We start from the raw sequence: 23,713 nt of genomic DNA on the forward strand, positions 1-23,713 counted from the left end.
CTTGCCCTCTGGGCATGCCGCCGTTTTTTTCTCAGCACACTACTTTTTCTTCTGGTATTTCATCGAGTCGAGTGCCACGGCGAAGATAATGATGCTGCCCTTGATGATGTATTGCCAGTAAGGACTCACGCCGATATAAGTCATGCCGTAGTTGATAACAGTGAAGATCAGCACGCCAGTTACTACCCCGGCAACACTGCCGACACCACCGGCAAAAGAGACCCCGCCGACGACACAAGCCGCAATCGCATCCAGCTCATACATAAAGCCAAGGTTATTGGTAGCACTACCGATTCGTCCGGCTTCAAGCATCCCACCGAAGGCGTAAAATACACCAGATAGCGCGTAAATTTTCAGCAGTGTTAGCGGCACATTGACCCCAGACACTTTTGCCGCTTCTGGGTTGCCCCCGATGGCAAAGATGTTTTTACCAAACACGGTCTTATTCCACAACACCCAGACAAACGCCGTGGCAATAATGGCGTAGAAGGTAATGTAGGACAGCCTAAAGTCGCCTAGCTGGACAAAACCCTGAGCAAACGTCGAGAATCGTTCATCAAACCCAGCAACCGGTGAGGCACCGACGGAGTCAAAATAGAGCGAGTTGATCCCATAGACAATGATCATACTGCCTAAGGTAGCGATAAATGGTGTGACCTTGAGATAAGCCACAACAATACCGTTCATTAGGCCAATCAGGGCACCGACACAGCACACTGCGATGATCACTGCGACAATCGGGATCTCACCTAGGTTAGGGAACACCTTATTGACGTTGTCGACCGATTGAAGCAAGGTTGCTGACAACACTGCGGCAAGGCCAACTTGGCGACCGGCGGATAAGTCGGTACCTTGGGTGACAATCAGGCCAGCAACCCCGAGGGCAATAATGATCCGCACCGAGGATTGAGTCAGAATGTTACTTAGGTTTCTTAGGCTCAGAAACGAAGGCTCTTGAATAATGATAATAGCCAACAGAATGATCAGAACCGCATAAATGCCGCCTTCTTTGAGGTAATCAGCGATTTTTATGTCTTTGGGTGGGCGTAGTTTTGCGATATCCATTTGCGCGTCCTTATAAATACTTTGAGGCGAGACTGAGGATCTCATTTTGATCGGTGTCTTTGGTCACGAGCGTACCGGCTGCTCGACCATTACTCATGACTAAGATGCGATCGGTGATCCCGAGCAATTCCGGCATCTCAGAAGAGATGATGATGATGCCTTTGCCTTTTTTGGCCAGATCCAAGATCAATTGATAGATTTCAAACTTTGCTCCAACATCGATCCCGCGGGTCGGCTCATCCATCATCAGTACCTCAGGCTCGGTTAGCAGCCAGCGACCAATCACGACCTTTTGTTGGTTTCCGCCGGAAAGGGAACCAATTTGAGTCTTATGGCTGGGGGTTTTGACGCTCATGGAGTCAATTACCCACTGGGTATCGCCCTTCATTTGTTTGTCACTGAGCAACCCCGATTTCTGGCGGTAGCTCTCGATATTGGCAACCAGGGAGTTGAAGGTCACATCCAGATTGGCATAGATACCAGTCGAGCGGCGCTCTTCTGTGACCAGGGCAAAACCATTTTGGATGGCCTCATGGGCATCTTTATTGCGCATCAGTTTGTCGTGCAAATAGATATCCCCGGCCTGTTTCTCTCGAACACCAAAGATGGTCTCAACGATATCGGTGCGCTTGGCGCCGACCAAGCCTGCAATACCTAGGATCTCGCCTTTGTGTAGCTCAAAGTTGATGTCATTGATTGAAGGTTGGTTTTTGGCAGTCAGGTTGTTGACCTTAAGAATGACCTCTTGAGGGGTATTATTTTTCTGCGGGAAGCGTTGGGTCAATTCGCGGCCGACCATCATCGCAATGATCCGGTCCATGGTCAGGCCTTGCAAGCGGCAGGTTTGTACCCATTGTCCATCGCGCAGCACCGTGAGCTCATCGCACAGGGCAAAGATCTCTTCCATCTTGTGTGAGATATAGACAATCCCACAGCCTTTGTCTTTGAGTTTACGAATGATGGTGAAGAGGTGATTAACCTCTTTCTCTGTCAGCGAAGAGGTGGGCTCATCCATGATCACAATTTTGGCGTCATAAGAGAACGCCTTGGCGATCTCGACCATCTGCATTTGTGATACCGAGAGGGTGGCGACTTTTGCTCGTGGATCGATATCGATATCGAGTTCTTGAAAGATGGCGTTGGTATCGTGGTACATCTTGTTGTGATCAACGAAGAAGCCGTTTTTGGGGTAGCGTCCCAGCCACATGTTGTCCATTACTGTGCATTGCAGGACTTGGTTGAGCTCTTGGTGCACCATAGACACACCATTATCGAGTGCCTCTTTGGAAGAGGTGAAGTTGACGCTTTTACCCAAAAATTGAATTGAGCCTTCGTCTTTCTCGTAGATGCCAAATAGGCACTTAAGGAGAGTGGATTTGCCTGCGCCGTTCTCTCCCATCAGGGCATGGATAGAGTGGGGGCGCACTTTTAAAGTGACATTATCCAGAGCTTTGACCCCGGGAAAAGACTTGCTGACACCGGTCATTTCGAGTAGCCACTCTGGTTGGGTTTGGGGTTTTAATACAGCAGTCATAGCAGTGTCTCTATAAGCAAATAGGGCAACCCGAATGGGTTGCCCTTGAGGAACTAGTCGAGATTAGAGGCATCAACGCCGACGTAAGGAACACGGACAACCTTGTTGACAATGTTCCACTCAGTGCCTTCATCTGGCAACTTACCTTGGGCAAGGTTACGAGTGATCTCAAAGGTTGCCTTGGCTTGATTGCTCGCATCATTGAGCACGGTGCCTTGCATCTCACCTGAGCGCACCAAAGCCAACGCTTCGTTGAGTGCATCCACACCAAATACAGGGATCTCACTACGACCAGCGGCTTTCAGCGACTCAATCGCCCCCATCGCCATTGCGTCATTATTAGCGATCACCACCTCAATATTTTTACCGTTCGGGCCCGATATCCACGCATCGACCTTGTCTTTGGCCATCGCGGTATCCCACATCCCGGTATCTAGGTGCAGCTCTTCGGTCTCGATATTGTGTTGCTCATTGAGGGTTTTGATCACGTAGCTCGATCGCGCTTCAGCGTCTGGATGGCCGGGCTCACCCTTGAGCAATACATATTGCAGCTTGCCATCACCATTAACATCCCAATCAGGGTTTTGCCCCCAGTGCTGCGCAATCAAGTCGCCTTGAATAATACCCGACTCTTTAGAGTCGGTGCCAACGTAATAGGCCTTGTCATAGCTAGCCAAAGCCTCAGGACTGGGCTCTTTGTTGTAAAACACAATCGGTACGTTATCGAGTTTGGCTTTGTTGATCACCACTGGAGCGGCAGCAGGGTCAACTAGGTTGATGGCGAGTGCTTTGACTCCTCGAGCCAATAGAACATCTATTTGGTCGTTTTGCATCGACTGGTTGTTTTGCGAGTCGTTCATCAGCAGGCGGACATCTTTGTCGGTTGAGGCTTCCGATTCAATCGCTTGCCTAACGACAGACATAAAGTTGTCATCATACTTATAAACAGTAAAGCCGAGGGTGGTTTTTGCTTGGGCAATGCCCGATACAGCGAAGCCAGCAAGCATTGACAGTAAAAGTGTTTTTTTATTCATTATGCATTCCTAGTTAACGTTATTGGTTTGATGAACTAGCTATGTGACGTTAACGCAAAAGACTTTTTCTAAATGTGATTGATGTTAAAAACTGGTATCGTTTACATGTTGTGATTGATTAAAGTGTGAACAGTGCGAGTGTTTGGAGACACTAAACTCGAGGAATCTTTGGTTAATAAAATGTTGTTATTTATATGGTTTGAAGAGTGTGAACGGTGGTATAGAAGTACTATAATCGGTTGGTTCAACAGCATTTATCGACATGCAATCGTTTGAAGGTAAATAATTTGTTAACGATTACATTCTTTTTCTGAGTTTTCCGAAGCCTAGCATTGGGTCAAAACTAGGATAGTTTTCGCGACACGAGTCTGAAGGGATTGCTGCTGAATAGGGGAGACAACCTTAGACCTGTAAGCTGATTAGGCTAGCAGATCGAGATACGGGATAACTTGGTCCAGCGATGAGAGTAAGGTGACTCTATCCTGATACTCAGGTAGTGCAGGCAGTAGGTCAGGGATCATGATCACTTGGCAGTTCGCGGCCAATCCTGCGTGAGCCCCATTATTGGAATCTTCCAAAACCAAGCACTGTCGGGCGTCAAAGCCCAAGTTTTGATAAGCCATTTGATAACAGTCGGGGTTGGGTTTTCCACGTTGGACATCTTCGGCCGTGATGACGAGATCAAACTGGGAGAGATAGTCACTTCTTGAGAAGTTGTGCTCAACATCAGCAAGGGGCGCAGAGGTGACTATTGCTGTTTTTAATTGCTTGGACTGGATGGCTGAAAAAAGCTCGGCAAAACCAGGCTTAAAGTCGATCCCTTGAGCTCGTGCGTTGTGAAAGTGTTGATCGCGAACTTGCGTAAAGCGCTGGCGATCAAATTGATCAGCAAACGCCTCGACCAGCATTTGTTCACACTCTGGGTCTTGTACACCAATAAAGTTTTGGTAGAGGTCCTCACTGATCACCAAGCCTTGCTCGCTCGCGGCAAACTGCCAACTGCGCTTGTAGAGTGATTCACTATCAAAGATCAATCCATCCATATCAAATAGCACTGCTTTGATCATCTTATCTCTCCATTTTTCGCATCGATTACCTTGATTAAGTAAAACACAAGTTAATCAAATCTGAGGTCGGTTAATGCTGTAATAAAATTACTAAACGTGTTTTATGGCGCTATCTAATGATAAATCTATGGCTAAAAATCAGGCTAAATTTGGAGTGTATCCAGCTTTTTGCTAAGTAATTTTTTCTTAGTGTGATCATAATCAATATTTACCAATGAGCAATTGACTTACTTAATGTGATCGGTGTCACATATTAGTGAGAGTTGTTCGCAACTATATTGGTGTGTAATTTATAAACAAGTAAAAAATGTGATCCATGATCGATGATTGACATAAGTGATAGTTTACATATGTTACATAGATCACAAATTTGCAGCCGCTGGGGTGTTTTTGAAACCTTGTGTTACATTTTATTCAAAGTACACACAAGATAACGCGACCTTATGTCGCCCAATAACAAAAACTGAGGCACCTGTATGCTATCACCTGATGCAAAGATCAAAGTGCAAAACTTTGGCCGATTCCTCTCCAACATGGTCATGCCCAACATCGGCGCATTCATTGCTTGGGGTTTTATCACCGCTCTATTTATCCCCACGGGTTGGTTGCCTAACGAGACTTTAGCAGCCTTAGTCGGGCCGATGATCACATATTTACTGCCACTTTTGATCGGCTACACTGGCGGTAAGATGGTTGGCGGGGACCGAGGTGCAGTGGTTGGTGCGATCACCACCATGGGTGTGATTGTCGGTACCGATATCCCTATGTTTATGGGGGCGATGATCGTCGGGCCACTGGGTGGCGCTGCGATCAAACGCTTTGACCAAGCAGTTGAAGGTAAGATAAAAAGCGGCTTTGAGATGCTGGTCAACAACTTCTCAGCCGGTATTATCGGTATGATCTGTGCCATTATTGCCTTTGTCGTGATTGGCCCAGCAGTTAAGGTGCTGTCCAACCTGCTTGCCGCTGGAGTCAACGCCATGGTGGAGACTGGGCTATTGCCACTGGCGTCAATTTTTGTTGAGCCAGCGAAGATTCTATTCCTCAATAACGCGATCAACCACGGTATTTTCTCTCCGCTCGGCATTCAGCAATCGGAAGAGGTGGGACGCTCGATCTTCTTCCTAATTGAAGCCAACCCAGGCCCTGGACTTGGGCTGCTCCTTGCCTACATGGTGTTTGGTAAAGGCAACGCTAAGCAGTCTGCTGCCGGTGCTTCGATAATTCACTTTCTCGGCGGGATCCACGAGATCTATTTCCCTTATGTATTGATGAATCCACGCTTGATTATTGCTGTGATTGCGGGTGGCATGGCCGGGGTGTTTACCAACGTGATGTTCAACTCTGGTTTGATTTCACCGGCCTCCCCGGGCTCTATTTTTGCGGTGTTGCTGATGACGCCAAAAGGCTCGTACATCGGCGTGATCCTTTCAGTGATTGCCTCTGCCGCTGTGTGCTTTGTTGTGGCATCGATTCTGATGAAGACCTCGTCGGCAACCGATGACAACGAGTCATTAGAAAAAGCCTCTGCAGCGATGCAAGACATGAAAGCCTCATCTAAGGGGGCGACGTCTGGTGCGCAGGTTAACTTAGCCGATGTGAAATCCATCTATGTGGCTTGTGATGCGGGCATGGGCTCGAGTGCGATGGGCGCCAGTCTGCTGCGTAAAAAGGTTGAGGCCGCCGGTCTAGGCATCGAGGTGAGCAATTTGGCCATCAACAATCTGCCGGCTGACTCGCAGCTTGTGATCACCCACAAAGACCTTACCGACCGCGCTCGTACCCATGCGGGCAGTGCAATGCACATCTCTTTGAATAACTTCCTCGACGGCGATATCTACGACAACCTAGTGAGCAAGCTGCTCGGCAGTCAGAAGGCGGGAGCGTCTGAGCCACTGACTGCGCCAAGCATTGGCAGTGAAACTCAATCTAACACTCTCAGCTTAACCAAAGACAATATTTTCCTAGGGTTGCACGCAAGTGAAAAGCACCAGGCCATTCAGTTCGCGGGTGACCAATTAGTTAAGCTTGGTTACGTCAACCCAGAGTATGTCGCAGGGATGTTTGCTCGTGAAGAGATGGTGTCCACTTACCTGGGCGAGTCGATTGCCGTACCACATGGCACGATTGAAACCAAAGAGCATGTACTAAAAACCGGTATTGTCTTCTGTCAGTACCCAGAGGGTATTCGCTGGGGTGAAGACGAAGGTGAAATTGCCAAAATGGTCATCGGTATTGCCGCGCAGGGTGATGAGCACAATATGGTGCTGATGGCGATCACCAATTCACTTGATGATGAGGCGGCCGTTGAGCGTTTGCAAAACACCACAGACCCTGAGGATGTGTTGCGGATTCTCAATAGCTGATTGTGTCTCACTCCTGAGTGAATGAGGCCAGCCTTTCCCTCCGCTGGCCTCCCTGTTAGCCCAGTCTGTATAGCCTACCGTTCAGAGGGATGTTGAGCTGTTCGCTATAGAGATTCATTAGGTATAGGGTCTAAATTATGAAAGCATTACATTTTGGCGCCGGGAACATTGGACGTGGCTTTATTGGCAAGTTGCTCTCTGATGCCGGCATTAGCGTGACATTTGCCGATGTGAATGACACCGTGGTCAACGCGCTACAATGCCGTAATCAGTATCCAGTGAAGGTGGTTGGAGAAGAGTGTGTGGTTGAGACGGTAACCAAGGTGACCGCTGTCAATTCAGCTACAGCCGCGGTGGAAGATTGCATCGCGGAGTTTGACTTGGTGACCACAGCCGTCGGACCGACGGTGCTTAAGATCATCGCGAAATCGATAGCAGCAGGCATCGAGAAGCGTGCCAGTCGAGCCCACGCTACGCCTCTCAATATTATTGCGGCAGAGAACATGGTGCGTGGGACCAGCCAACTTAAAGAGAGTGTTTATCAGCTGCTTTCTCCGCAGATACAGTCTTTTGCTGATGAGCATGTCGGTTTTGTTGATTCGGCGGTCGATCGTATTGTGCCACCGCCAGAAGCGGGCGAAACGGACCCTCTTTCCGTGACCGTTGAGACGTTTAGCGAGTGGATTGTTGATCAAAGTCAGTTTAAGGGGTCAATCCCGAATATTCCCGGTATGGAGTGCACTGACAACTTAATGGCGTTCGTCGAGCGCAAGTTGTTTACCTTGAATACAGGGCACCTGATCACCGCCTATTTAGGCGTACTGGCAGGATATGAAACGATTAAGGAGTCGATCGAGGATCCAGCAATACGCAGTGATGTGACCGCCGCGATGCAAGAGAGTGGCGCGGTTTTGATCCAGCGCTATGGCTTTGATCCGCAGGCGCATGCGGCTTACATCGAAAAAATCTTAGGCCGTTTTGCCAATCCTTATCTGCGTGATGAGGTTGACAGGGTCGGGCGCCAGCCGATTCGCAAGCTCAGTCCGCAAGATCGTCTAATCAAGCCGCTCAATGGTACTATCGAGTACGGATTGCCCAATACTCATTTAATCAAAGGCATTGCCGCTGCGTTCCACTACAAGAACGATGATGATCCCCAGGCGGTCGAACTTCAAGCCATGTTCGCCGATAAAGGCTTTGCTGAGACATTAGCTCACTATTCAGGGCTGAATGTTAGCGATGAAGTTGTTAAACTAGCTGAAAGTGCGTATCACGCGCTAATTTAATTGATTTACAAAGTGCCACCTCGGTGGCTCTTGTTGTTATGAAGTCGCTATGCCTGTACACAGTCGCCACGAAACTGAGCTCCTAGAGGCGCTCGCTGAGTCCAACAACGCTGCAGAGTGTCTGCTCTGCGCCTTTGATGCCCTGGAAGATATGATTGACGCTCTTCTACATAGTGTCTTTCACAAGGATGACTATTCGGTCAAATTTGTTGTTGAGCCGTTGCTCACTGCGGATGGTCCGCTGGGGGATATCATGATCCGCTCCAAGTTGCTGCTTGGTCTTGGGATATTGAGTAAGGCCAACTACGATGACATTGAAATCTTCGTTACACTCAAAGAGTGGGTCAAGGCGCAGCAAGGGCAGGTAGATTTTTGCGATGAGAATATTCTGTTTGAGCTCAACCGAGTCCAAGCTATCAAACAGTCGATGCCGATTGAGTTTTCCACCGCTGCGCTCAATGATCTGTCTGATGAATTAAAACAAATGTACCTAATGCGCCATTTCCAAAAAGTGCGCTCAACCATCGTACTGGTGGTCACAGGCCTCACTCAGGGCCTAAGCCAAGACAACCCCCTAATCTCATAACTGCTCAAAATAGTTTTTGTGGTTAGGGCGAGTAAGCACTGAGGAGTTACGTTCTCTAAGTCGGACATTTCCCGCACGCAGCTCTCCTCGAACCTCGTAGGGCAACGCCCGTACCCAATGGTATGGACTCCCCACCTTAACCGACGTTGTCAGCTAAAGTTAAAGCGTCAACCAAAAAAGGAGCCCATACCATGAATAAGCCTAACACCATTTCTATCGATCTTGCCAAAACTGTCTTTCAAGTTGCGTTGTTCAACCAGGCTGGAAAGTTAAAATCTAATCGAGCTATGTCACAAAAACAGATGCTGGCTTTTATTGCCCAGCATCCGTCTGCTCACATCTATATGGAAGCCTGTGGGTCTGCGCACCATTGGGGACGTTACTTTCAAAAGCGCGGGTACCAAGTTCGTCTTCTTCCTGCTCAAATAGTGAAAAAATATCGTTCTGGCAATAAAAATGATGCCAATGATGCACTGGCGATCTACGAAGCTTCTAAGCGCTCAGATATTCACTTTGTTCTAGTAAAAACCACTGAACAACAAGACATTGCAACTATCTTGCGCTTGCGTCAAAGCTACCTTAAACAACGAACCGCTACTGCGAATCGAATTCGAGGTTTTGCAATGGAATACGGCGTTAAGTTCCCACAAAGCATCAAAAAATTACGCCAATTACTTCCTCAAGAATTAGAAAATCCAGACAATGGGTTAACTCCTGCTATCCGGTTCAGCTTACAATTACTGCTTGATCAGCTGATTGCTCTTGATAAGCCCATCGATGATGCAAATAAGCAGTTGATTGCTTATGTGAGGCAGATCCCTGCCTGTCGTTTACTGACGTCATTGAGAGGTGTCAGTTGGATAGTTGCAGCAGCTTTATACGCCCGGATAGGGGATGCTTCAACTTATAAGTGCGGTCGCGATGCCAGTGCTAGCATTGGGGTTGTTCCAGCACATACAGGTAGTGGCGGTAAAAACAAAAACCTTGGTATTACCAAAAAAGGTGACCGAACACTTCGCTCTCTGGTAGTACACGGAGCGCGAGCGGTGGTCAGTAATATCAAAGATAAAACTGACCCATTAAGTTGTTGGATACGCTCCTTGCTGGAGAGAAACCACTTCAACAAAGTCGTTCTGGCCTTAGCCAACAAGACCATCAGAATAGCATGCGCTATGCTGAAAAAAAATGAGCCTTATAGAGAAGAACTATCCGCTTAATAGTATCTAGATAAGGCTGACTGAGAGGTTAAAGAGCGACAGCTCACCAATGTAACTGCAAGAAACTATGGACAACGTGCTATCAAAGCCGGCAAGGAAAACTCTGAGAGGAGCGGTGGTACTGAGATACCTTAACCTCGTTTAGAATCCTTGCTATGTGGATGAAGCCATACAGGTTCGGGGTAGCGCCCCATTTAGAAACCGAATATACGTGCACTTGCTAACACGCGTCCTTGATTACTTGCACTACTAGGGGAGTCCATATACGCTCCTCGTCTCCTTTGTTATTAGAGTCCTTTGATATTTTCCGCTTCTAACTCAGAGAAGTATTTCACCGTCTTGACCTTAAGTTCCTGTTGAGCAGGTTCATCAGCAACGATGATCGCTTTAGGATGCATCTGCAGAGCTGTCACCGTCCACATGTGGTTAATTGAGCCCTCAATCGCCATCTGTAGTGCGAGTGCCTTGTTGTGCCCCAAAGACAGGATCATCACCTCTTCGGCATCAAGCAAGGTCGCCACGCCAATCGTGAGTGCGTATTTAGGCACTTGATCAATATCGTTGTCAAAAAAACGTGAGTTTGCGATTCGTGTGTCTTCGGTCAGGGTTTTAATTCGGGTACGCGAGCGCAGTGAGGATCCTGGCTCATTAAAGGCTATGTGACCATCAATACCCACTCCCCCCATAAACAAATTGATCTTGCCATAGGATCGGATCTTCTCTTCATACGCGGTGCAGTGTGCATCGATATCGGTGGCTAAACCATCGAGCAAGTTGATGTTCTTTTCCTGAATATCAACATGATCAAAGAAGTTGCTGTACATAAAGGTGCGATAGGACTCGGGGTGACTCGGATCAATACCGACGTATTCATCCATATTGAAGGTCACAACGTGCTTAAAGCTGACAAAGCCTGATCGGTACAGCTCGATCAGCTCTTTATAGGTGCTCAGCGGGGTGCCACCGGTTGGTAATCCCAGCACGAAGGGCTTGTCTTCGCGCGGTTTAAACTTATTGATCTTTTCCGCAATATGGCGCGCTGCCCACTTGCCGACTTGTGCTGCGTTTTGAAGAGGAATCAGTCTCATGGTCAATGTCCTATGTGAGTGTTAGGTAGCCCTACTAAGTTATTTTGCATTGTAAATTAACTTTATTGCTGTCGCTATCATTTTGCGAAAGTAAGCTAAAAACTGTGATCTTTGATCGCAGTGACGGCGAATTAAAGATCATAGATGTGAGGTTATTTTACAGGGAGTATTAAGTTGATTTACCGATAAGCGGAGAAGTAGACACAGCCTTAAGAGCACTCAAGGCTGTGTGAGAGCGTGTTAAGACTGGTGATGATTCAGGTACTGTTCAGCGCTTTCCATACCCATGTAACGTCCTAGGGTCTTGCTTGGCACGCTGCACATATCGACCACAATCAGACCATCAAGAGCGTTATTAAAATCAGGGTCAACATTAAAACACACCAGCTTGCCATTTAGGCCAAGGTATTGTCTAAGCAGCACAGGCACGCCTTTGCCAGCATCGACGCGTGCAATCACCCGCGATAGCAGTTGTAAATCAACCAAAGAGGCAAGCAGCTCGCTCTGCCAAGAATAAGGCTCAGTAACTAGAGGATTAAGAGGTTTCACTAAACAAGCTGACTCTTGGTCGTAATGATGCAGAGCCAGTGTCTCAGTCAGGAGTTGCTTGGCTGTGTCATTATATTCATCACTGATGCTTACCGGTCCGAATAAATGGGTGTAATGTGGGTTGCGCGTGACAAAAATCGCAATCCCTTTCCATAGCAGCAGCAGGGCGCTCATGCTCTTTTGGTACTGTTTGGCGATCACTGAGCGCCCCATTTCGATCGCATTACCGTGCCCCATGCGATCGACAAATTGCTCTTGGTAGTCAAACAGCGTGCGAGAATAGAGTCCATCAATGCCATGACTAGCAAGGATTTCATCGACTAACCCTAATCGATAGGCGCCGACCAATTGCTGCTGCTGTTTATCCCAGACAAACAAGTGGCGGTAGTATTGGTCAAAATGGTCGATATCGAGGGCTTTGCCTGTACCCTCACCAACCGCACGAAAGTTGATTTCACGCAAGCGACCGATCTCATGCATTAGGTGGGGGATGGCCTGTTGCTCTGTGCAATAAACCTCAAATTGCCCACTCTCAAGCAGTTTTGCCTGCAAAGGCAGAGCGGCAATCTCAGCTAATAACAGACCAGCAGGCTTGGCAGGAGCCACTGCAGTCATCGACTGGCTATTATCTATTTTGGGCTGCGTATGTTGGACGCGATGGCGAAGTAAGTAAGTGTTAAGGCGCAAATAGTGCACCGCTTGCTGATCGGTGAGTGAGTGGATCTCTTTGAACTTGATCGGTTCACCCACACTGAGTGAAATTGGCGCACTTTGCTTGTTAAGAAGCTCTCTACCGAGCATGAGGGTGCGCAGCATAGGGTGAATTTTACCCGCCATATAAAAGTGTTTTGAATTGTGGCCGTGAATAAAGAAGGGCACGGTCGTCGCTTTATGGCGTTTGATCAGTGAGGCGATGGAGCGATGCCATTCCTTGTCTTCCACACGGGTCAGATCGCGCACCGTAGGGTGCGACACCTCACCAGCAGGAAAAACTAACAGCAGCCCGTCTTGGGCAAGGTGTTGATTAGCTTGACGCAGGGCATGAACATTGGTGCTTTTGCTACGATCTTGCTCGAGCACATCTACGCCGATAAACAACTCACTCAGCTCCGGAACCAATTTAAGGTACTGATTGGCTAGGATCTTAACATCCGGTCTTACCATCAGCAGCAGCTCGGCAAGGATCACGCCTTCAATACCGCCGAGTGGGTGATTGGCAATCACTATGGTTGCGCCTGTGCTCGGCACTGAGCTCATCTCACTACTATCGAGCTGGTAGTCGATACCCAGTGCCCCTAGTGTGAAACGCAAAAACTCTTTTACTCCGCAACCGGCGGGGCGCTGAGCGTAAAGTCGGTCGAGACGATTTAGTCCGGTTGCCCACTCAGCCATGTTTTCACCAATGCCGAATGGGGTTTTTCTTGGTAAGCGAAATGGACTCGTTTCCATTTTTATATCCCTAAGCGTCAATCCTGACACACCAACATAGAAGAGCAAAATGACATTTTAGCGGCGAAAATATGAACAACCCATGATCGAAGTATGAACTTCAACTAAGCAGTAAAAAGTGAATAAAAGTCATTGAGCTTACAGTTGTACGCTGATATTCTAGCTTACAGTTGTTCACTGAAATGGTAAATAGGGAAATGAAACAGGATGCAAAAATGATCGAGGAGAAACCGCCTCTGATCTGGCTTAATGTGATGATTTTTGCGTTAACGGCATTGATCGCGCTGATCGGCGTGCCTTGGTACGCTTGGCAGGTTGGCTTTGAGTGGTATCACTTGGGGTGGTTTTTGATCACATTCAGCTTTTGTAATTTGTCGATCACGGCGGGCTATCATCGCTTGTGGTCGCACAAGGCCTATCAAACGAAAGAGTGGATCCGTGTTGTGTTTGCTCTTGGCGGGGCGTTTGCATTGCAAAATAGTGCCCTGCATTGGTCTTCAGATCATCGCCCTCATCATAAGTTTGTTGATGATAATCAGAGAGATCCTTACAGTGCCAAACGCGGTTTCTGGTATTCACATATCGGCTGGATGCTAAGGCACTACAACCATGCTTGCTATGATGATTATGCTAATTGTCGCGACCTGCAAAAAGACCGCGTAGTGATGTGGCAACATCGCCATTATATACCGCTCGCCATAGCGACCAACTTCGGTATTCCGTTGCTTTTGGGGCTAATCTACGGGGATGTGCTCGGGATGTTATTAGTCGTGGGTATCGTTCGCCTAGTACTCAGCCATCACTCGACCTTTTTTATTAACTCGCTGGCACATATTTGGGGCTCTCAGCCATACACAACTAGGAACACTGCGCGTGACAATGGTGTGCTGGCGGTGTTTACCTTTGGCGAGGGATATCATAACTTCCACCATATCTTCGAGGGTGATTACCGTAACGGCGTGCGCTGGTGGCAGTATGACCCGACCAAATGGCTGATTGCTAGTTTGGCACGTTGTGGTCTCGCCAGCAATCTGCGTATTACGCCAAACTTTCGGATTGAAAAAGCTAGGGCGCTGGCCAAGCTAAGCAAGGCCAAAGATCACCTAGCGCAGCGTCCAAACTGCCAGTACTTGATGACTCACCTGCAGACGGAGTATGAGCAGTTGATTGCCAAGATGGGTGATTACTACGACCTGAAAAAGCGTCTGTTGGAGAGTAAAAAGCACAAACTATCAAGAAAATATGAGCTCTCGGTTGCCAAGCTAGAATGCGAACAGATGAAGCGTCGCTTCATTGAGCAGAGGGCGCGTTGGAATGCGTTAGTGGGGCAGTACGCCTAGTTTGAGGTGCTCGATAAAAAGAAAGGTCTGAGAAGTCACTATCTTCTTAGGCCATATGACTACTCTATTTTTAAGCGACTTAGTGATGGGATTGGAAAAGTTAGGCGAGTAGTCTTTGCTCGCCAGCATAGCCTTAGCCAAACCAGTGTTGTATGCCCTAGACGGCCTGGGAGGGAGACTGTATTGCAGTTTGGTTGAGATATTTAGCCTGATCAATGAATAAGAGTTTGGCGGAAGAAGCCAAAGGCCTGAGATAGATAGGCCAAGACGAAAAAAGCCTGATGAGTTTCCTCATCAGGCTTTCTAGAATCTGGTGGCCCCTCGCAGACTTGAACTGCGGACCAATCGATTATGAGTCGACTGCTCTAACCACTGAGCTAAGGGGCCGAATAGGTGGTTGATTATAGGGGAAGGTCGCGAAGCTGTCTAGGTGGTGGGCAAGTAAATGTGTTTAGTTTTTACCCACTTAGACCTGGAAATAAAAAAGGTGAGCATGTGCTCACCTTTTTTGGTCTATTTAGCGACTTGATTACTCGTCAAGGAAGCTGCGCAGCGTTTCTGAGCGGCTTGGGTGACGCAGTTTACGTAGGGCTTTTGCTTCGATCTGACGGATACGCTCACGCGTTACGTCGAACTGCTTGCCCACTTCTTCAAGCGTGTGGTCAGTGTTCATATCGATACCAAAGCGCATACGCAGTACCTTCGCTTCACGCGGCGTTAGGCCAGCAAGGACGTCTTTAGTCGCCCCTTTTAGGCTGGTTGCGGTCGCTGAGTCTACTGGTAGCTCAAGGGTGGTATCCTCGATAAAGTCACCTAGATGCGAATCTTCATCGTCACCGATTGGCGTCTCCATTGAGATTGGCTCTTTAGCAATCTTGAGTACCTTACGGATCTTGTCCTCAGGCATTTGCATGCGCTCTGCCAACTCTTCTGGTAGCGGCTCACGACCCATCTCTTGCAGCATTTGGCGCGAGATACGGTTGAGTTTGTTGATCGTCTCGATCATGTGTACCGGAATACGGATAGTACGTGCTTGGTCAGCAATCGAGCGAGTGATCGCCTGACGGATCCACCAAGTCGCGTAAGTCGAGAACTTGTAACCGCGACGGTATTCAAACTTGTCTACCGCTTTCATCAGACCGATGTTACCTTCCTGGATCAGATCCAAGAACTGCAGGCCACGGTTGGTGTACTTCTTCGCAATCGAGATAACCAGACGCAAGTTCGCTTCTACCATCTCTTTCTTCGCGCGGCGTGCTTTCGCTTCGCCGATAGACATACGACGGCTGATGTCCTTGATGCTCTGAACGGTCAAAGAAGTCTCTTCTTCGATCATCTTCAGCTTCTGGATGCTGCGACGGATGTCTTCTTCGCTGCGACGGATCTTGTCCGCGTATGGCTTATCTGAAGCCAGTACTTCATCTAGCCACGCTTCAGTCGACTCGTTGCCAGTAAATAGAGCAATAAATGATTTCTTAGGCATCTTGCCGTATTCCACCACTGAACGCATGATTAGGCGCTCTTGGGTGCGTACACGGTCCATCGAAGTACGTAGCGATTCTACTAGGTAATCAAACTGCTTAGGCGTTAGACGGAACTCAGCGAAGACTTCTTTAACCAACTCACCGGTTTGCTTAGCTTGTTCGCTATCTGGACCGTGCTCGTTGATCGCTAGCTGACGGTTTTGGAAGGTGTTACGTAGTTCAGTAAACTTCTCAAGCGCCAGTTCAGGGTCGATACCTGTATCTTCTTCTTCGTCGTCATCGTCGCTGTCTGAATCTTCATCAACATCTTCGCCATCTTCATCTTCAAGATCAGATTCTGCCAACTCTGAGCCGATGTGCGTTGCAGTAGGTGCAGCCGTCTCATCATCGTTCGGGTCAACAAAGCCCGAGATGATGTCAGTTAGGCGCAGCTCTTCTGCTTGGACTTTGTCAAATTGCTCAAGAACGTATGGGATGGTACCTGGGTATTCAGTTACCGCGTTCTGCACCTGGTTGATACCATCTTCAATACGCTTAGCGATATCAATCTCGCCTTCACGGGTAAGAAGCTCAACGGTACCCATTTCACGCATGTACATGCGCACAGGGTCAGTGGTGCGGCCAATTTCGTTTTCTACACTTGAGAGTGCAGCAGCAGCGGCTTCAGCAGCGTCTTCATCGGTGATGTTGTTATCATCATTGATCACAAGATCATCAGCATCAGGAGCGGTTTCAACTACCTTAATGCCCATGTCGTTGATCATTTGAATGATGTCTTCTACCTGTTCTGAATCGACGATCTCAGCAGGTAGGTGATCGTTAACTTCTGCGTAGGTCAGATAGCCTTGTTCCTTGCCCTTGATGACAAGACTTTTTAGCTGTGACTGCGGATTTTGCTCCATAGACGGTATCCAACTTCGTATCTGGTAAAGTTTAGTATGCGAATGCAAACCACGAATGATAACAAATTTTCTTTATGCTGACTAATTCAACAGGGTTACGCTTTTAAATCAAGCATCAAGGCTTGTAGCTCCCTTTTTTCCTCGGTTGATAAACCGATGCTTCTTGCTTTTGCCTGCAGGTTTTCAATTTGCTGTTCAACACATTGGGCAAGGATTTTGTCCAATGAGTCGATAAATATGTCTTCTTGATTGTCATCGTCGAGGGGGATATCCCAGCTCGCGAGACGAGACAGAAGTGCCTCATTTTGGCGTCCACGCCACTGTTCCATTAACTGGCCTGTGCTGATATTGGGGCTGGCTTGACAATATTCAAGCACCTCCATCAATAAACTTAGTCCAGGAAGTGATAAATGTCTCACGGTTGATAAATCGGGCACCATTTCAGCATAGCTTGGATTTTGGATAAGCAAAGCGATAACCGCACGCATCGGGGTGCGTTTTATCTCTTTATGTGGCTGTGGTCGAGTTTCTGCCGGCGCCTTGCGCTTGGCTCTTTGACCCATAAAGCCCGTCAGCTTGTCGAGCTTCTCATCGAGCTCTTGCTGCAGCCCTTCATTAGGGATCTTATTAATCAACTGATTGGAGACATTGCGCAGGGTAGATTTCCCTTCACTGTTGCCGAGATTAATGTTGTTAGTTTCAATCAGGTTGAGAAACAGGTACTCAGAGAGCGGGATCGCGCTGTGTACTTGCTGCTCAAATTGCTCTTTGCCGTATTTACGGATATAGCTGTCTGGGTCCTCACCATCGGGCAGGAACAGGAACTTCAGGGTGTTACCGGATTTGAGGTATTGCAGCGCATTTTCAAGTGCGCGCCACGCAGCCTCTTTACCTGCTCGGTCACCATCGTAGCAACACACCACGGTATTGGTTTGACGAAACAGGTTATGGATATGCTCACCAGTGGTCGAGGTGCCAAGCGATGCGACAGCGTAGTCGACACCATATTGGGCCAGCGCCACTACATCCATATAGCCTTCCACCACCAGCACTTGGGGCGGCTCACGATACGCTTGCATCACTTCATACAAGCCGTAGAGCTCTTTACCCTTATGGAAGACTGGGGTTTCTGGCGAGTTGAGGTATTTTGGGGTGCCATCACCGATAACGCGACCACCAAAGCCGATCACCCGTCCGCGACGATCGCGAATTGGGAACATGACTCGACCACGAAAGCGGTCATAGCGGTTGCCTTTATCGTTTTCGATCAGCATGCCGCCAGAGACGAGCATCGCCTGCGCAGATGGATTGTTGCCAAAGTTCTTGCGTACCAAGTCCCATTCATCTGCGACATAGCCGATACCAAATTTTTGCACGATCTCTTTGGAGAGGCCGCGCTGCTTGAGGTAATCGATAGCCACTTTGCTGCTGCCGAGTTTTAGCTGCTGGCGATAGAACTGAGCAATACTGCCCATCATATCGTACAGGTTGCGCTTTTGTTCGGTATTCGCGGTTGGACCTTGATGGGCTCTTTGGCCTGAGCGCTGCTCGCGCGGGACATCTAAGCCGAGCGATGAGGCTAGCTCTTCAATCGCTTCGACGAACTCGAGGCGTTCGTATTCCATCAAAAAATCGATGGCATTGCCGTGCACACCACAGCCAAAACAGTGATAGAACTGCTTTTCTTGGCTAACACTAAAGGATGGGGTTTTCTCGTTGTGGAAGGGGCAGCAAGCGCCGTAGTTTTTGCCTTGCTTCTTTAGCTTTACCCGCGTGTCAATGACGTCGACAATATCCAGTCGAGCGAGTAGGTCATCAATAAAAGCGCGAGGAATGATTCCAGCCATAGAAGAAAATGTAACCCTTTGACAATGAGACTATATCAATAGCAGGTATGAACGACAGATACAAACAAGCCGTGCATTCCGAAGGAGAGCACGGCTTGTTGTAATTAGGATTGGGAGTTAAGCCAATTTAGCGCGAACTAAACCACTTACTTTACCCATATCTGCACGCCCTTGAATTTGCGGCTTCAGCACACCCATCACTTTGCCCATGTCTTGCATGCCCGCAGCACCAGAGTCGGCAATCGCACTTTCAATCAGTGCCGCTACTTCATCTTCGGTTAGCGGTTGAGGCATAAAGTCCTCAAGCACAGCGATTTCGGCCTGTTCCGCGTCTGCCAAGTCTTGACGACCTGCAGATTCGTACTGAGCGACAGAATCGCGACGTTGTTTAACCATCTTGGTCATTACAGCAAGAATGTCGTCGTCTGAGAGAGTGATCTGCTCATCCACTTCACGTTGCTTAATCGCCGAAAGAGCTAAACGAATAGTGCCAAGGCGCAATTTGTCCTTGGCTTTCATCGCTAATTTTTGCTCTTCTTTGAGAGTATCAATCAGAGCCATAACTAAAATCCTTTACAGAGCTTTAGTTATTAGTACAGGCGAACGCGACGAGCGTTTTCGCGAGCTAGCTTCTTAGCGTGACGCTTTTGAGCTGCTGCTTTAGCGCGTTTGCGAACTGTAGTTGGCTTTTCGTAGTGCTCACGACGACGCACTTCAGAAAGGATACCTGCTTTTTCGCAAGAGCGCTTGAAACGACGTAGAGCAACGTCGAACGGTTCGTTTTCACGTACTTTAACTACTGGCATATGCCTTTCACCTCAGGGGTTATTCGTTAACGCTGGAAAATACTAGGACCAGAACACACTATTTGTTCGGTCAATAACCAGCTTGATCAAAAATGGTGCGGAATTTTAATCCGATCACAGTGGCTTTGTAAAGCCTTTTGTCGATTATTGTCTGTACAAAATTTGTTTGCAAAGCCAAGGCGCGGTAAGATTGCGCCCATTGAGAGAATTATCGAAAGTGAAACGAGAATATCATGCGTATTATTGGCATTGAAACCTCATGCGATGAGACAGGAATTGCGATTTATGATGATCAGCAAGGCCTATTGTCGCATCAACTCTATAGTCAGGTGAAGCTGCACGCTGACTACGGTGGTGTCGTACCTGAGCTCGCTTCGCGCGATCACGTTAAGAAAACCATCCCTCTTATTAAAGAGGCCCTTAAAGACGCCAGCCTGACCCCAAAAGACATTGACGGCGTGGCGTATACCGCAGGCCCTGGGCTGGTGGGTGCGCTGCTGGTAGGCGCGACGATTGGTCGCAGCTTGGCCTATGCCTGGGGTGTGCCTGCCGTGCCGGTGCATCATATGGAAGGGCACCTGCTTGCCCCGATGCTGGAAGAGAATCCGCCGCCATTCCCGTTTGTCGCGGTATTGGTCTCTGGTGGACACACCATGATGGTGGAAGTTAAAGGCATTGGTCAGTACAAGATCTTGGGTGAGTCGATTGACGATGCGGCGGGTGAAGCGTTTGATAAAACCGCTAAGTTGATGGGGCTGGATTACCCCGGTGGTCCGCTGCTCTCACGCCTTGCGGAGAGTGGAACGCCAGGTCGCTTTAAGTTCCCGCGTCCAATGACGGACCGTCCAGGTCTGGATATGAGCTTCTCTGGCCTTAAGACCTTTACGGCTAACACCATTGCCGCCAATGGTGACGATGAGCAGACACGCGCTGACATTGCTTTGGCGTTTGAGGAAGCGGTGTGTGATACCTTGGCGATTAAGTGTCGTCGTGCCCTTGAGCAGACAGGCTTTAAGCGTATTGTTATCGCCGGTGGTGTGAGCGCCAACAAACGCCTACGAGCCGAGTTGGCTAAACTGGCAAACAAAGTCGGTGGTGAGGTGTACTACCCGCGCACCGAGTTCTGTACCGACAATGGCGCCATGATCGCCTTTGCTGGTATGCAACGCCTGAAAAATGGGGAAGTAGCGGATCTGAGTGTTCAAGCCACGCCGCGCTGGCCAATTGATAGCCTGACGCCAGTGGCGTAACGCAAACTCAGTTTTCTAAGAAACATCCAGCTATTTGAGAAACGCGCTTTAGGCGCGTTTTTTTTCACCTACTTTAGGCTCAGTGCCCTCTAACAGTCGGCGAATGTTTTGATGGTGGCGCAAGATGATCAGGCAGCACAGCATCGCCACGGGCAGCGTGTATTGTGGTTTGATCCACCAGGTGTAAAGTGGCGCAAGCAAGACAGAGATGATCGCGGCCAGTGAGGAGTAACGGAAAATCGCCACGATGAGCAGCCAAGTGGCAATCACTAGGCCAGTCAGATCCAAGCCGATCGGGGCGAGTGCACCCAGGGCAGTCGCCACGCCTTTGCCACCGCGAAAGTGGAAAAAAAGTGGGTACATATGACCAAGGCAGGCCGCAATCGCAATCACACCCAGGATAACGGCGTCAATTTGGAGGAAGTAGCCAGACCAAACGGGGATAGTGCCTTTGAGCATGTCGCACAATAACACCGCCAGAGCGGCTTTTCGTCCGCCAATGCGCAAGACATTGGTGGCGCCCGGGTTTTGCGAGCCTTGCGTGCGTGGGTCGGGCAAACCTAATAGCCGACAAATGAGCACAGCACTGGAGATCGACCCAAGTAAATAGGCAAAAATGATCATGCTAAGCGCAAGTGGCGTCATACAAGGTTACTCGTGTTAAAAGATGGTCTTATGACCGATAGCTGGTATCATATCGCGATATTTTTATATGCACTACCGTAATGATGCGATTGATTATCTTTGGGTAAATGTCGATACCTTGCATTTTGTTTTGCAAGGCAAACTAGGCTGACCTGATTATAGTAGGTGCTTTGATTCATTTTAGGTATCCGACCTCTCTAGTATCGGTACCGCAAGCGAATAGGAACGTCATTGTGAAAGACATGGTTTTTATCGAGCAGCTCGAGGTGATCACCACGATTGGTGTGTATGACTGGGAGCAGGAGATCAAACAAAAGTTGGTGCTGGATATCGAGATGGCTCACGATAACCGTCCTGCAGGTTTGAGCGATGATGTGCAAGATGCCTTGGATTATTCCGAGGTGAGTGAGGCGGTACTCAATCATATCGAGAATGGTCGTTTTCTATTGGTCGAACGTGTAGCAGAAGAGATCGCTCAGATCATCATGGACCGCTTTGGTGTTAGCTGGATCCGTATTCGCTTGACTAAACCTGGCGCGGTCGCTCAGGCACGCGGTGTTGGTGTTGTCATTGAGCGAGGAGCACGATGACTGAAGTTTATATTGGTGTCGGTACCAATATACAGCGCCGTAAACATGTTGAGGCTGGGGTGCGCGAGTTGATGCAACTTGGCTCAAATACGCGTGTCTCGACCATCTACGAGTGTGATGCGGTCGGGTTCGATAGTCAGCCATTTTATAATTTGGTGGTTGGCTTAGAAACCTCACTCTCTCTTAATGAACTTGCGAGTAGACTTCGCGCGATAGAGATCAAGTGGGGCCGTCCAAGCGATGCGCAGAAAAACCAAGCGCGCACCCTCGATCTGGATATCTTACTGTTTGGTGAGCTCGTCGCACAGAAGCCTCAGCTTCCTCGTGACGATATTTATAAGTTTGCCTTTGTGATCCAGCCTTTGGTTGAGCTGTGTCCAGGACGGGTTATTCCCGGTCGTGGTCAAACTGTCAAACAGTTATGGCAAGCTAGCCATTCCCTTTTAACCCAACCACTGACCAAGGTGGCTCCTTGGTTTTCAATCCAACAATAAAAAGAGAGTACAATGACGTATTTTGAGGCATTAGTCTTAGCACTAATTCAAGGCTTAACGGAGTTCTTGCCTATTTCCAGTTCGGCTCACCTAATTCTTCCCTCTGCCCTTTTAGGCTGGGATGACCAAGGTCTTGCATTCGATGTGGCCGTGCACGTGGGCACGCTGGCAGCGGTGATGATCTACTTCAGAAAAGAGGTAGTGACCCTGCTTTCTGCCTTTATCGGTTCTATTTTCAAGGGTGAGCGTGGCAAAGAGGTCACCTTGGCCTGGATGATCATTCTCGCCACCATCCCTGCCTGTATTTTTGGTCTACTCATGAAAGACTTCATCGAGGTGTACCTGCGTAGCGCCTGGGTGATTGCTGTGACCACCATAGTGTTTGGCTTGCTGCTATGGTATGTCGATCGCCGTGCGCCGCAGCAGATGGATGAGTATCAAGTTGGCTGGAAGAAAGCCCTATACCTTGGCCTAGCGCAGGCAGTCGCTTTGATCCCAGGCACCTCACGCTCGGGTATCACGATTACCGCAGCCTTACATCTTGGCTTTACCCGAGAAGCGGCAGCGCGTTTTTCATTTCTGATGTCGATCCCGATTATCCTGCTCGCGGGTGCTTACTTAAGCCTAAAGCTGGTCACCAGCGGAGAGCCGATTCACATGGGCCACCTTGGAACTGGGCTTGCGGTCTCATTTGTTAGTGCTTATTTGTGTATACACTACTTCTTGAAGCTAATATCTCGTATGGGTATGACGCCATTTGTGATCTATCGTTTGGCACTTGGCATCGGTTTATTTACGTTCTTGATGATGGGCTAACGATATGCGCATATTGGCCTTGATGCTGCTCGTTGTTGTCGGCTGGCTACAATATCTATTGTGGTTTGGCAAAAACGGCGTGGCAGATCTGACTAGCACACAAAATGAGCTTGCGGCTCAGCAGCAGGTGAATCAAAACCTGCGCGAGCGCAATGACGAGATGTTTGCTGAGATAGACGACTTACGTCAAGGCCTTGATGCCATTGAGGAGCGTGCCCGGCATGAGCTGGGCATGGTCAAGGATGGCGAGACTTTCTACCGAATCATCGGTGAGGACACACAACCCTAATAAAAGGCA

Annotated in this window: 21 protein-coding genes and 1 tRNA gene; 10 read left to right on the forward strand and 12 right to left on the reverse strand. The window is 48.6% G+C overall.

Annotation, left to right across the window (positions count from 1 at the left end; all coding sequences use genetic code 11):
- Nucleotides 1-39 precede the first annotated feature (39 nt).
- From mglC to ACZ5R2_RS04430, 4 genes are all read right to left on the reverse strand, one after another.
- Nucleotides 40-1,065, reverse strand: a complete 1,026-nt coding sequence (gene mglC, locus ACZ5R2_RS04415) for a galactose/methyl galactoside ABC transporter permease MglC (protein ID WP_438459238.1) — start codon at nt 1,063-1,065, stop codon at nt 40-42.
- A 10-nt stretch (nt 1,066-1,075) separates the two neighbouring features.
- Nucleotides 1,076-2,599, reverse strand: a complete 1,524-nt coding sequence (gene mglA / locus ACZ5R2_RS04420; RefSeq protein ID WP_464901189.1) for a galactose/methyl galactoside ABC transporter ATP-binding protein MglA — start codon at nt 2,597-2,599, stop codon at nt 1,076-1,078.
- Nucleotides 2,600-2,652: 53 nt separating this feature from the next.
- Nucleotides 2,653-3,633, reverse strand: a complete 981-nt coding sequence (mglB, locus tag ACZ5R2_RS04425) for a galactose/glucose ABC transporter substrate-binding protein MglB (RefSeq protein ID WP_464901190.1) — start codon at nt 3,631-3,633, stop codon at nt 2,653-2,655.
- 419 nt (nt 3,634-4,052) lie between these two features.
- Nucleotides 4,053-4,700, reverse strand: coding sequence for an HAD family hydrolase (locus tag ACZ5R2_RS04430; RefSeq protein ID WP_464901191.1), 648 nt, complete (start codon nt 4,698-4,700; stop codon nt 4,053-4,055).
- A gap of 533 nt (nt 4,701-5,233) precedes the next feature.
- Between ACZ5R2_RS04430 and ACZ5R2_RS04435 the strand changes: the two genes are divergently transcribed.
- From ACZ5R2_RS04435 to ACZ5R2_RS04450, 4 genes are all read left to right on the forward strand, one after another.
- Nucleotides 5,234-7,066, forward strand: coding sequence for a PTS mannitol transporter subunit IICBA (locus ACZ5R2_RS04435; RefSeq protein ID WP_464902306.1), 1,833 nt, complete (start codon nt 5,234-5,236; stop codon nt 7,064-7,066).
- A 137-nt stretch (nt 7,067-7,203) separates the two neighbouring features.
- The gene (locus ACZ5R2_RS04440) at nt 7,204-8,352 is read left to right on the forward strand and encodes a mannitol-1-phosphate 5-dehydrogenase (protein WP_464901192.1); all 1,149 of its coding nucleotides are present in this window, start codon (nt 7,204-7,206) and stop codon (nt 8,350-8,352) included.
- 49 nt (nt 8,353-8,401) lie between these two features.
- Complete coding sequence (locus ACZ5R2_RS04445) at nt 8,402-8,938, forward strand: MltR family transcriptional regulator (RefSeq protein ID WP_464901193.1); 537 nt, start codon at nt 8,402-8,404, stop codon at nt 8,936-8,938.
- 191 nt (nt 8,939-9,129) lie between these two features.
- Nucleotides 9,130-10,155, forward strand: a complete 1,026-nt coding sequence (locus ACZ5R2_RS04450; RefSeq protein ID WP_464900235.1) for an IS110 family RNA-guided transposase — start codon at nt 9,130-9,132, stop codon at nt 10,153-10,155.
- 287 nt (nt 10,156-10,442) lie between these two features.
- Here the strand turns inward: ACZ5R2_RS04450 and nagB are convergent, their stop codons facing one another.
- Nucleotides 10,443-11,243: a glucosamine-6-phosphate deaminase gene (gene nagB, locus ACZ5R2_RS04455; RefSeq protein WP_464901194.1), complete on the reverse strand. Its 801-nt coding sequence runs from the start codon at nt 11,241-11,243 to the stop codon at nt 10,443-10,445.
- Between the two features lie 240 nt (nt 11,244-11,483).
- A complete protein-coding gene (locus tag ACZ5R2_RS04460) occupies nt 11,484-13,241 on the reverse strand; it encodes a lysophospholipid acyltransferase family protein (RefSeq protein WP_464901195.1) in 1,758 nt (585 codons plus the stop codon).
- 215 nt (nt 13,242-13,456) lie between these two features.
- Between ACZ5R2_RS04460 and ACZ5R2_RS04465 the strand changes: the two genes are divergently transcribed.
- Nucleotides 13,457-14,581, forward strand: a complete 1,125-nt coding sequence (locus ACZ5R2_RS04465) for an acyl-CoA desaturase (RefSeq protein ID WP_464919425.1) — start codon at nt 13,457-13,459, stop codon at nt 14,579-14,581.
- A gap of 311 nt (nt 14,582-14,892) precedes the next feature.
- On the opposite strand, the gene ACZ5R2_RS04470 is transcribed toward ACZ5R2_RS04465, so the two are convergent.
- The 5 genes from ACZ5R2_RS04470 to rpsU all read right to left on the reverse strand — a co-directional run bounded on the left by ACZ5R2_RS04470 (nt 14,893) and on the right by rpsU (nt 19,620).
- Nucleotides 14,893-14,968: transfer RNA gene (locus tag ACZ5R2_RS04470), tRNA-Ile, on the reverse strand.
- 142 nt (nt 14,969-15,110) lie between these two features.
- The gene (gene rpoD / locus ACZ5R2_RS04475; RefSeq protein WP_464901197.1) at nt 15,111-16,967 is read right to left on the reverse strand and encodes an RNA polymerase sigma factor RpoD; all 1,857 of its coding nucleotides are present in this window, start codon (nt 16,965-16,967) and stop codon (nt 15,111-15,113) included.
- A 95-nt stretch (nt 16,968-17,062) separates the two neighbouring features.
- Nucleotides 17,063-18,814, reverse strand: a complete 1,752-nt coding sequence (dnaG, locus tag ACZ5R2_RS04480) for a DNA primase (RefSeq protein ID WP_464901198.1) — start codon at nt 18,812-18,814, stop codon at nt 17,063-17,065.
- A 117-nt stretch (nt 18,815-18,931) separates the two neighbouring features.
- A complete protein-coding gene (locus ACZ5R2_RS04485; RefSeq protein ID WP_464901199.1) occupies nt 18,932-19,375 on the reverse strand; it encodes a GatB/YqeY domain-containing protein in 444 nt (147 codons plus the stop codon).
- A gap of 29 nt (nt 19,376-19,404) precedes the next feature.
- Nucleotides 19,405-19,620, reverse strand: a complete 216-nt coding sequence (gene rpsU, locus ACZ5R2_RS04490; RefSeq protein WP_001145625.1) for a 30S ribosomal protein S21 — start codon at nt 19,618-19,620, stop codon at nt 19,405-19,407.
- Between the two features lie 233 nt (nt 19,621-19,853).
- Here rpsU and tsaD point away from each other — a divergent pair, with 233 nt between their 5' ends.
- The gene (gene tsaD, locus ACZ5R2_RS04495) at nt 19,854-20,870 is read left to right on the forward strand and encodes a tRNA (adenosine(37)-N6)-threonylcarbamoyltransferase complex transferase subunit TsaD (protein WP_464901200.1); all 1,017 of its coding nucleotides are present in this window, start codon (nt 19,854-19,856) and stop codon (nt 20,868-20,870) included.
- Between the two features lie 48 nt (nt 20,871-20,918).
- On the opposite strand, the gene plsY is transcribed toward tsaD, so the two are convergent.
- A complete protein-coding gene (gene plsY, locus ACZ5R2_RS04500; protein ID WP_464901201.1) occupies nt 20,919-21,515 on the reverse strand; it encodes a glycerol-3-phosphate 1-O-acyltransferase PlsY in 597 nt (198 codons plus the stop codon).
- Nucleotides 21,516-21,745: 230 nt separating this feature from the next.
- Between plsY and folB the strand changes: the two genes are divergently transcribed.
- The 4 genes from folB to ftsB are packed head-to-tail and all read left to right on the forward strand — an operon-like array spanning nt 21,746 to nt 23,704.
- On the forward strand, nt 21,746-22,105 hold the full coding sequence (folB, locus tag ACZ5R2_RS04505; RefSeq protein WP_438473914.1) for a bifunctional dihydroneopterin aldolase/7,8-dihydroneopterin epimerase: 360 nt from the start codon (nt 21,746-21,748) through the stop codon (nt 22,103-22,105).
- On the forward strand, nt 22,102-22,599 hold the full coding sequence (gene folK, locus ACZ5R2_RS04510) for a 2-amino-4-hydroxy-6-hydroxymethyldihydropteridine diphosphokinase (protein WP_464901202.1): 498 nt from the start codon (nt 22,102-22,104) through the stop codon (nt 22,597-22,599). The genes folB and folK overlap by 4 nt, the downstream gene beginning before the upstream one ends.
- A 12-nt stretch (nt 22,600-22,611) precedes the next feature.
- Nucleotides 22,612-23,415, forward strand: a complete 804-nt coding sequence (locus ACZ5R2_RS04515) for an undecaprenyl-diphosphate phosphatase (RefSeq protein WP_464901203.1) — start codon at nt 22,612-22,614, stop codon at nt 23,413-23,415.
- A gap of 4 nt (nt 23,416-23,419) precedes the next feature.
- A complete protein-coding gene (ftsB, locus tag ACZ5R2_RS04520) occupies nt 23,420-23,704 on the forward strand; it encodes a cell division protein FtsB (protein ID WP_438459206.1) in 285 nt (94 codons plus the stop codon).
- Nucleotides 23,705-23,713: the final 9 nt, after the last annotated feature.

The sequence above is a fragment of the Vibrio sabulosilitoris genome (assembly GCF_055391395.1).

Bases quoted from the DNA above. Each gene is read 5' to 3' on its own strand.
- mglC (WP_438459238.1), bottom strand. From the start codon at position 1,065: ATGGATATCGCAAAACTACGCCCACCCAAAGACATAAAAATCGCTGAT.
- mglA (WP_464901189.1), bottom strand. From the start codon at position 2,599: ATGACTGCTGTATTAAAACCCCAAACCCAACCAGAGTGGCTACTCGAA.
- mglB (WP_464901190.1), bottom strand. From the start codon at position 3,633: ATGAATAAAAAAACACTTTTACTGTCAATGCTTGCTGGCTTCGCTGTA.
- ACZ5R2_RS04430 (WP_464901191.1), bottom strand. From the start codon at position 4,700: ATGATCAAAGCAGTGCTATTTGATATGGATGGATTGATCTTTGATAGT.
- ACZ5R2_RS04435 (WP_464902306.1), top strand. From the start codon at position 5,234: ATGGTCATGCCCAACATCGGCGCATTCATTGCTTGGGGTTTTATCACC.
- ACZ5R2_RS04440 (WP_464901192.1), top strand. From the start codon at position 7,204: ATGAAAGCATTACATTTTGGCGCCGGGAACATTGGACGTGGCTTTATT.
- ACZ5R2_RS04445 (WP_464901193.1), top strand. From the start codon at position 8,402: ATGCCTGTACACAGTCGCCACGAAACTGAGCTCCTAGAGGCGCTCGCT.
- ACZ5R2_RS04450 (WP_464900235.1), top strand. From the start codon at position 9,130: ATGAATAAGCCTAACACCATTTCTATCGATCTTGCCAAAACTGTCTTT.
- nagB (WP_464901194.1), bottom strand. From the start codon at position 11,243: ATGAGACTGATTCCTCTTCAAAACGCAGCACAAGTCGGCAAGTGGGCA.
- ACZ5R2_RS04460 (WP_464901195.1), bottom strand. From the start codon at position 13,241: ATGGAAACGAGTCCATTTCGCTTACCAAGAAAAACCCCATTCGGCATT.
- ACZ5R2_RS04465 (WP_464919425.1), top strand. From the start codon at position 13,457: ATGATCGAGGAGAAACCGCCTCTGATCTGGCTTAATGTGATGATTTTT.
- rpoD (WP_464901197.1), bottom strand. From the start codon at position 16,967: ATGGAGCAAAATCCGCAGTCACAGCTAAAAAGTCTTGTCATCAAGGGC.
- dnaG (WP_464901198.1), bottom strand. From the start codon at position 18,814: ATGGCTGGAATCATTCCTCGCGCTTTTATTGATGACCTACTCGCTCGA.
- ACZ5R2_RS04485 (WP_464901199.1), bottom strand. From the start codon at position 19,375: ATGGCTCTGATTGATACTCTCAAAGAAGAGCAAAAATTAGCGATGAAA.
- rpsU (WP_001145625.1), bottom strand. From the start codon at position 19,620: ATGCCAGTAGTTAAAGTACGTGAAAACGAACCGTTCGACGTTGCTCTA.
- tsaD (WP_464901200.1), top strand. From the start codon at position 19,854: ATGCGTATTATTGGCATTGAAACCTCATGCGATGAGACAGGAATTGCG.
- plsY (WP_464901201.1), bottom strand. From the start codon at position 21,515: ATGACGCCACTTGCGCTTAGCATGATCATTTTTGCCTATTTACTTGGG.
- folK (WP_464901202.1), top strand. From the start codon at position 22,102: ATGACTGAAGTTTATATTGGTGTCGGTACCAATATACAGCGCCGTAAA.
- ACZ5R2_RS04515 (WP_464901203.1), top strand. From the start codon at position 22,612: ATGACGTATTTTGAGGCATTAGTCTTAGCACTAATTCAAGGCTTAACG.
- ftsB (WP_438459206.1), top strand. From the start codon at position 23,420: ATGCGCATATTGGCCTTGATGCTGCTCGTTGTTGTCGGCTGGCTACAA.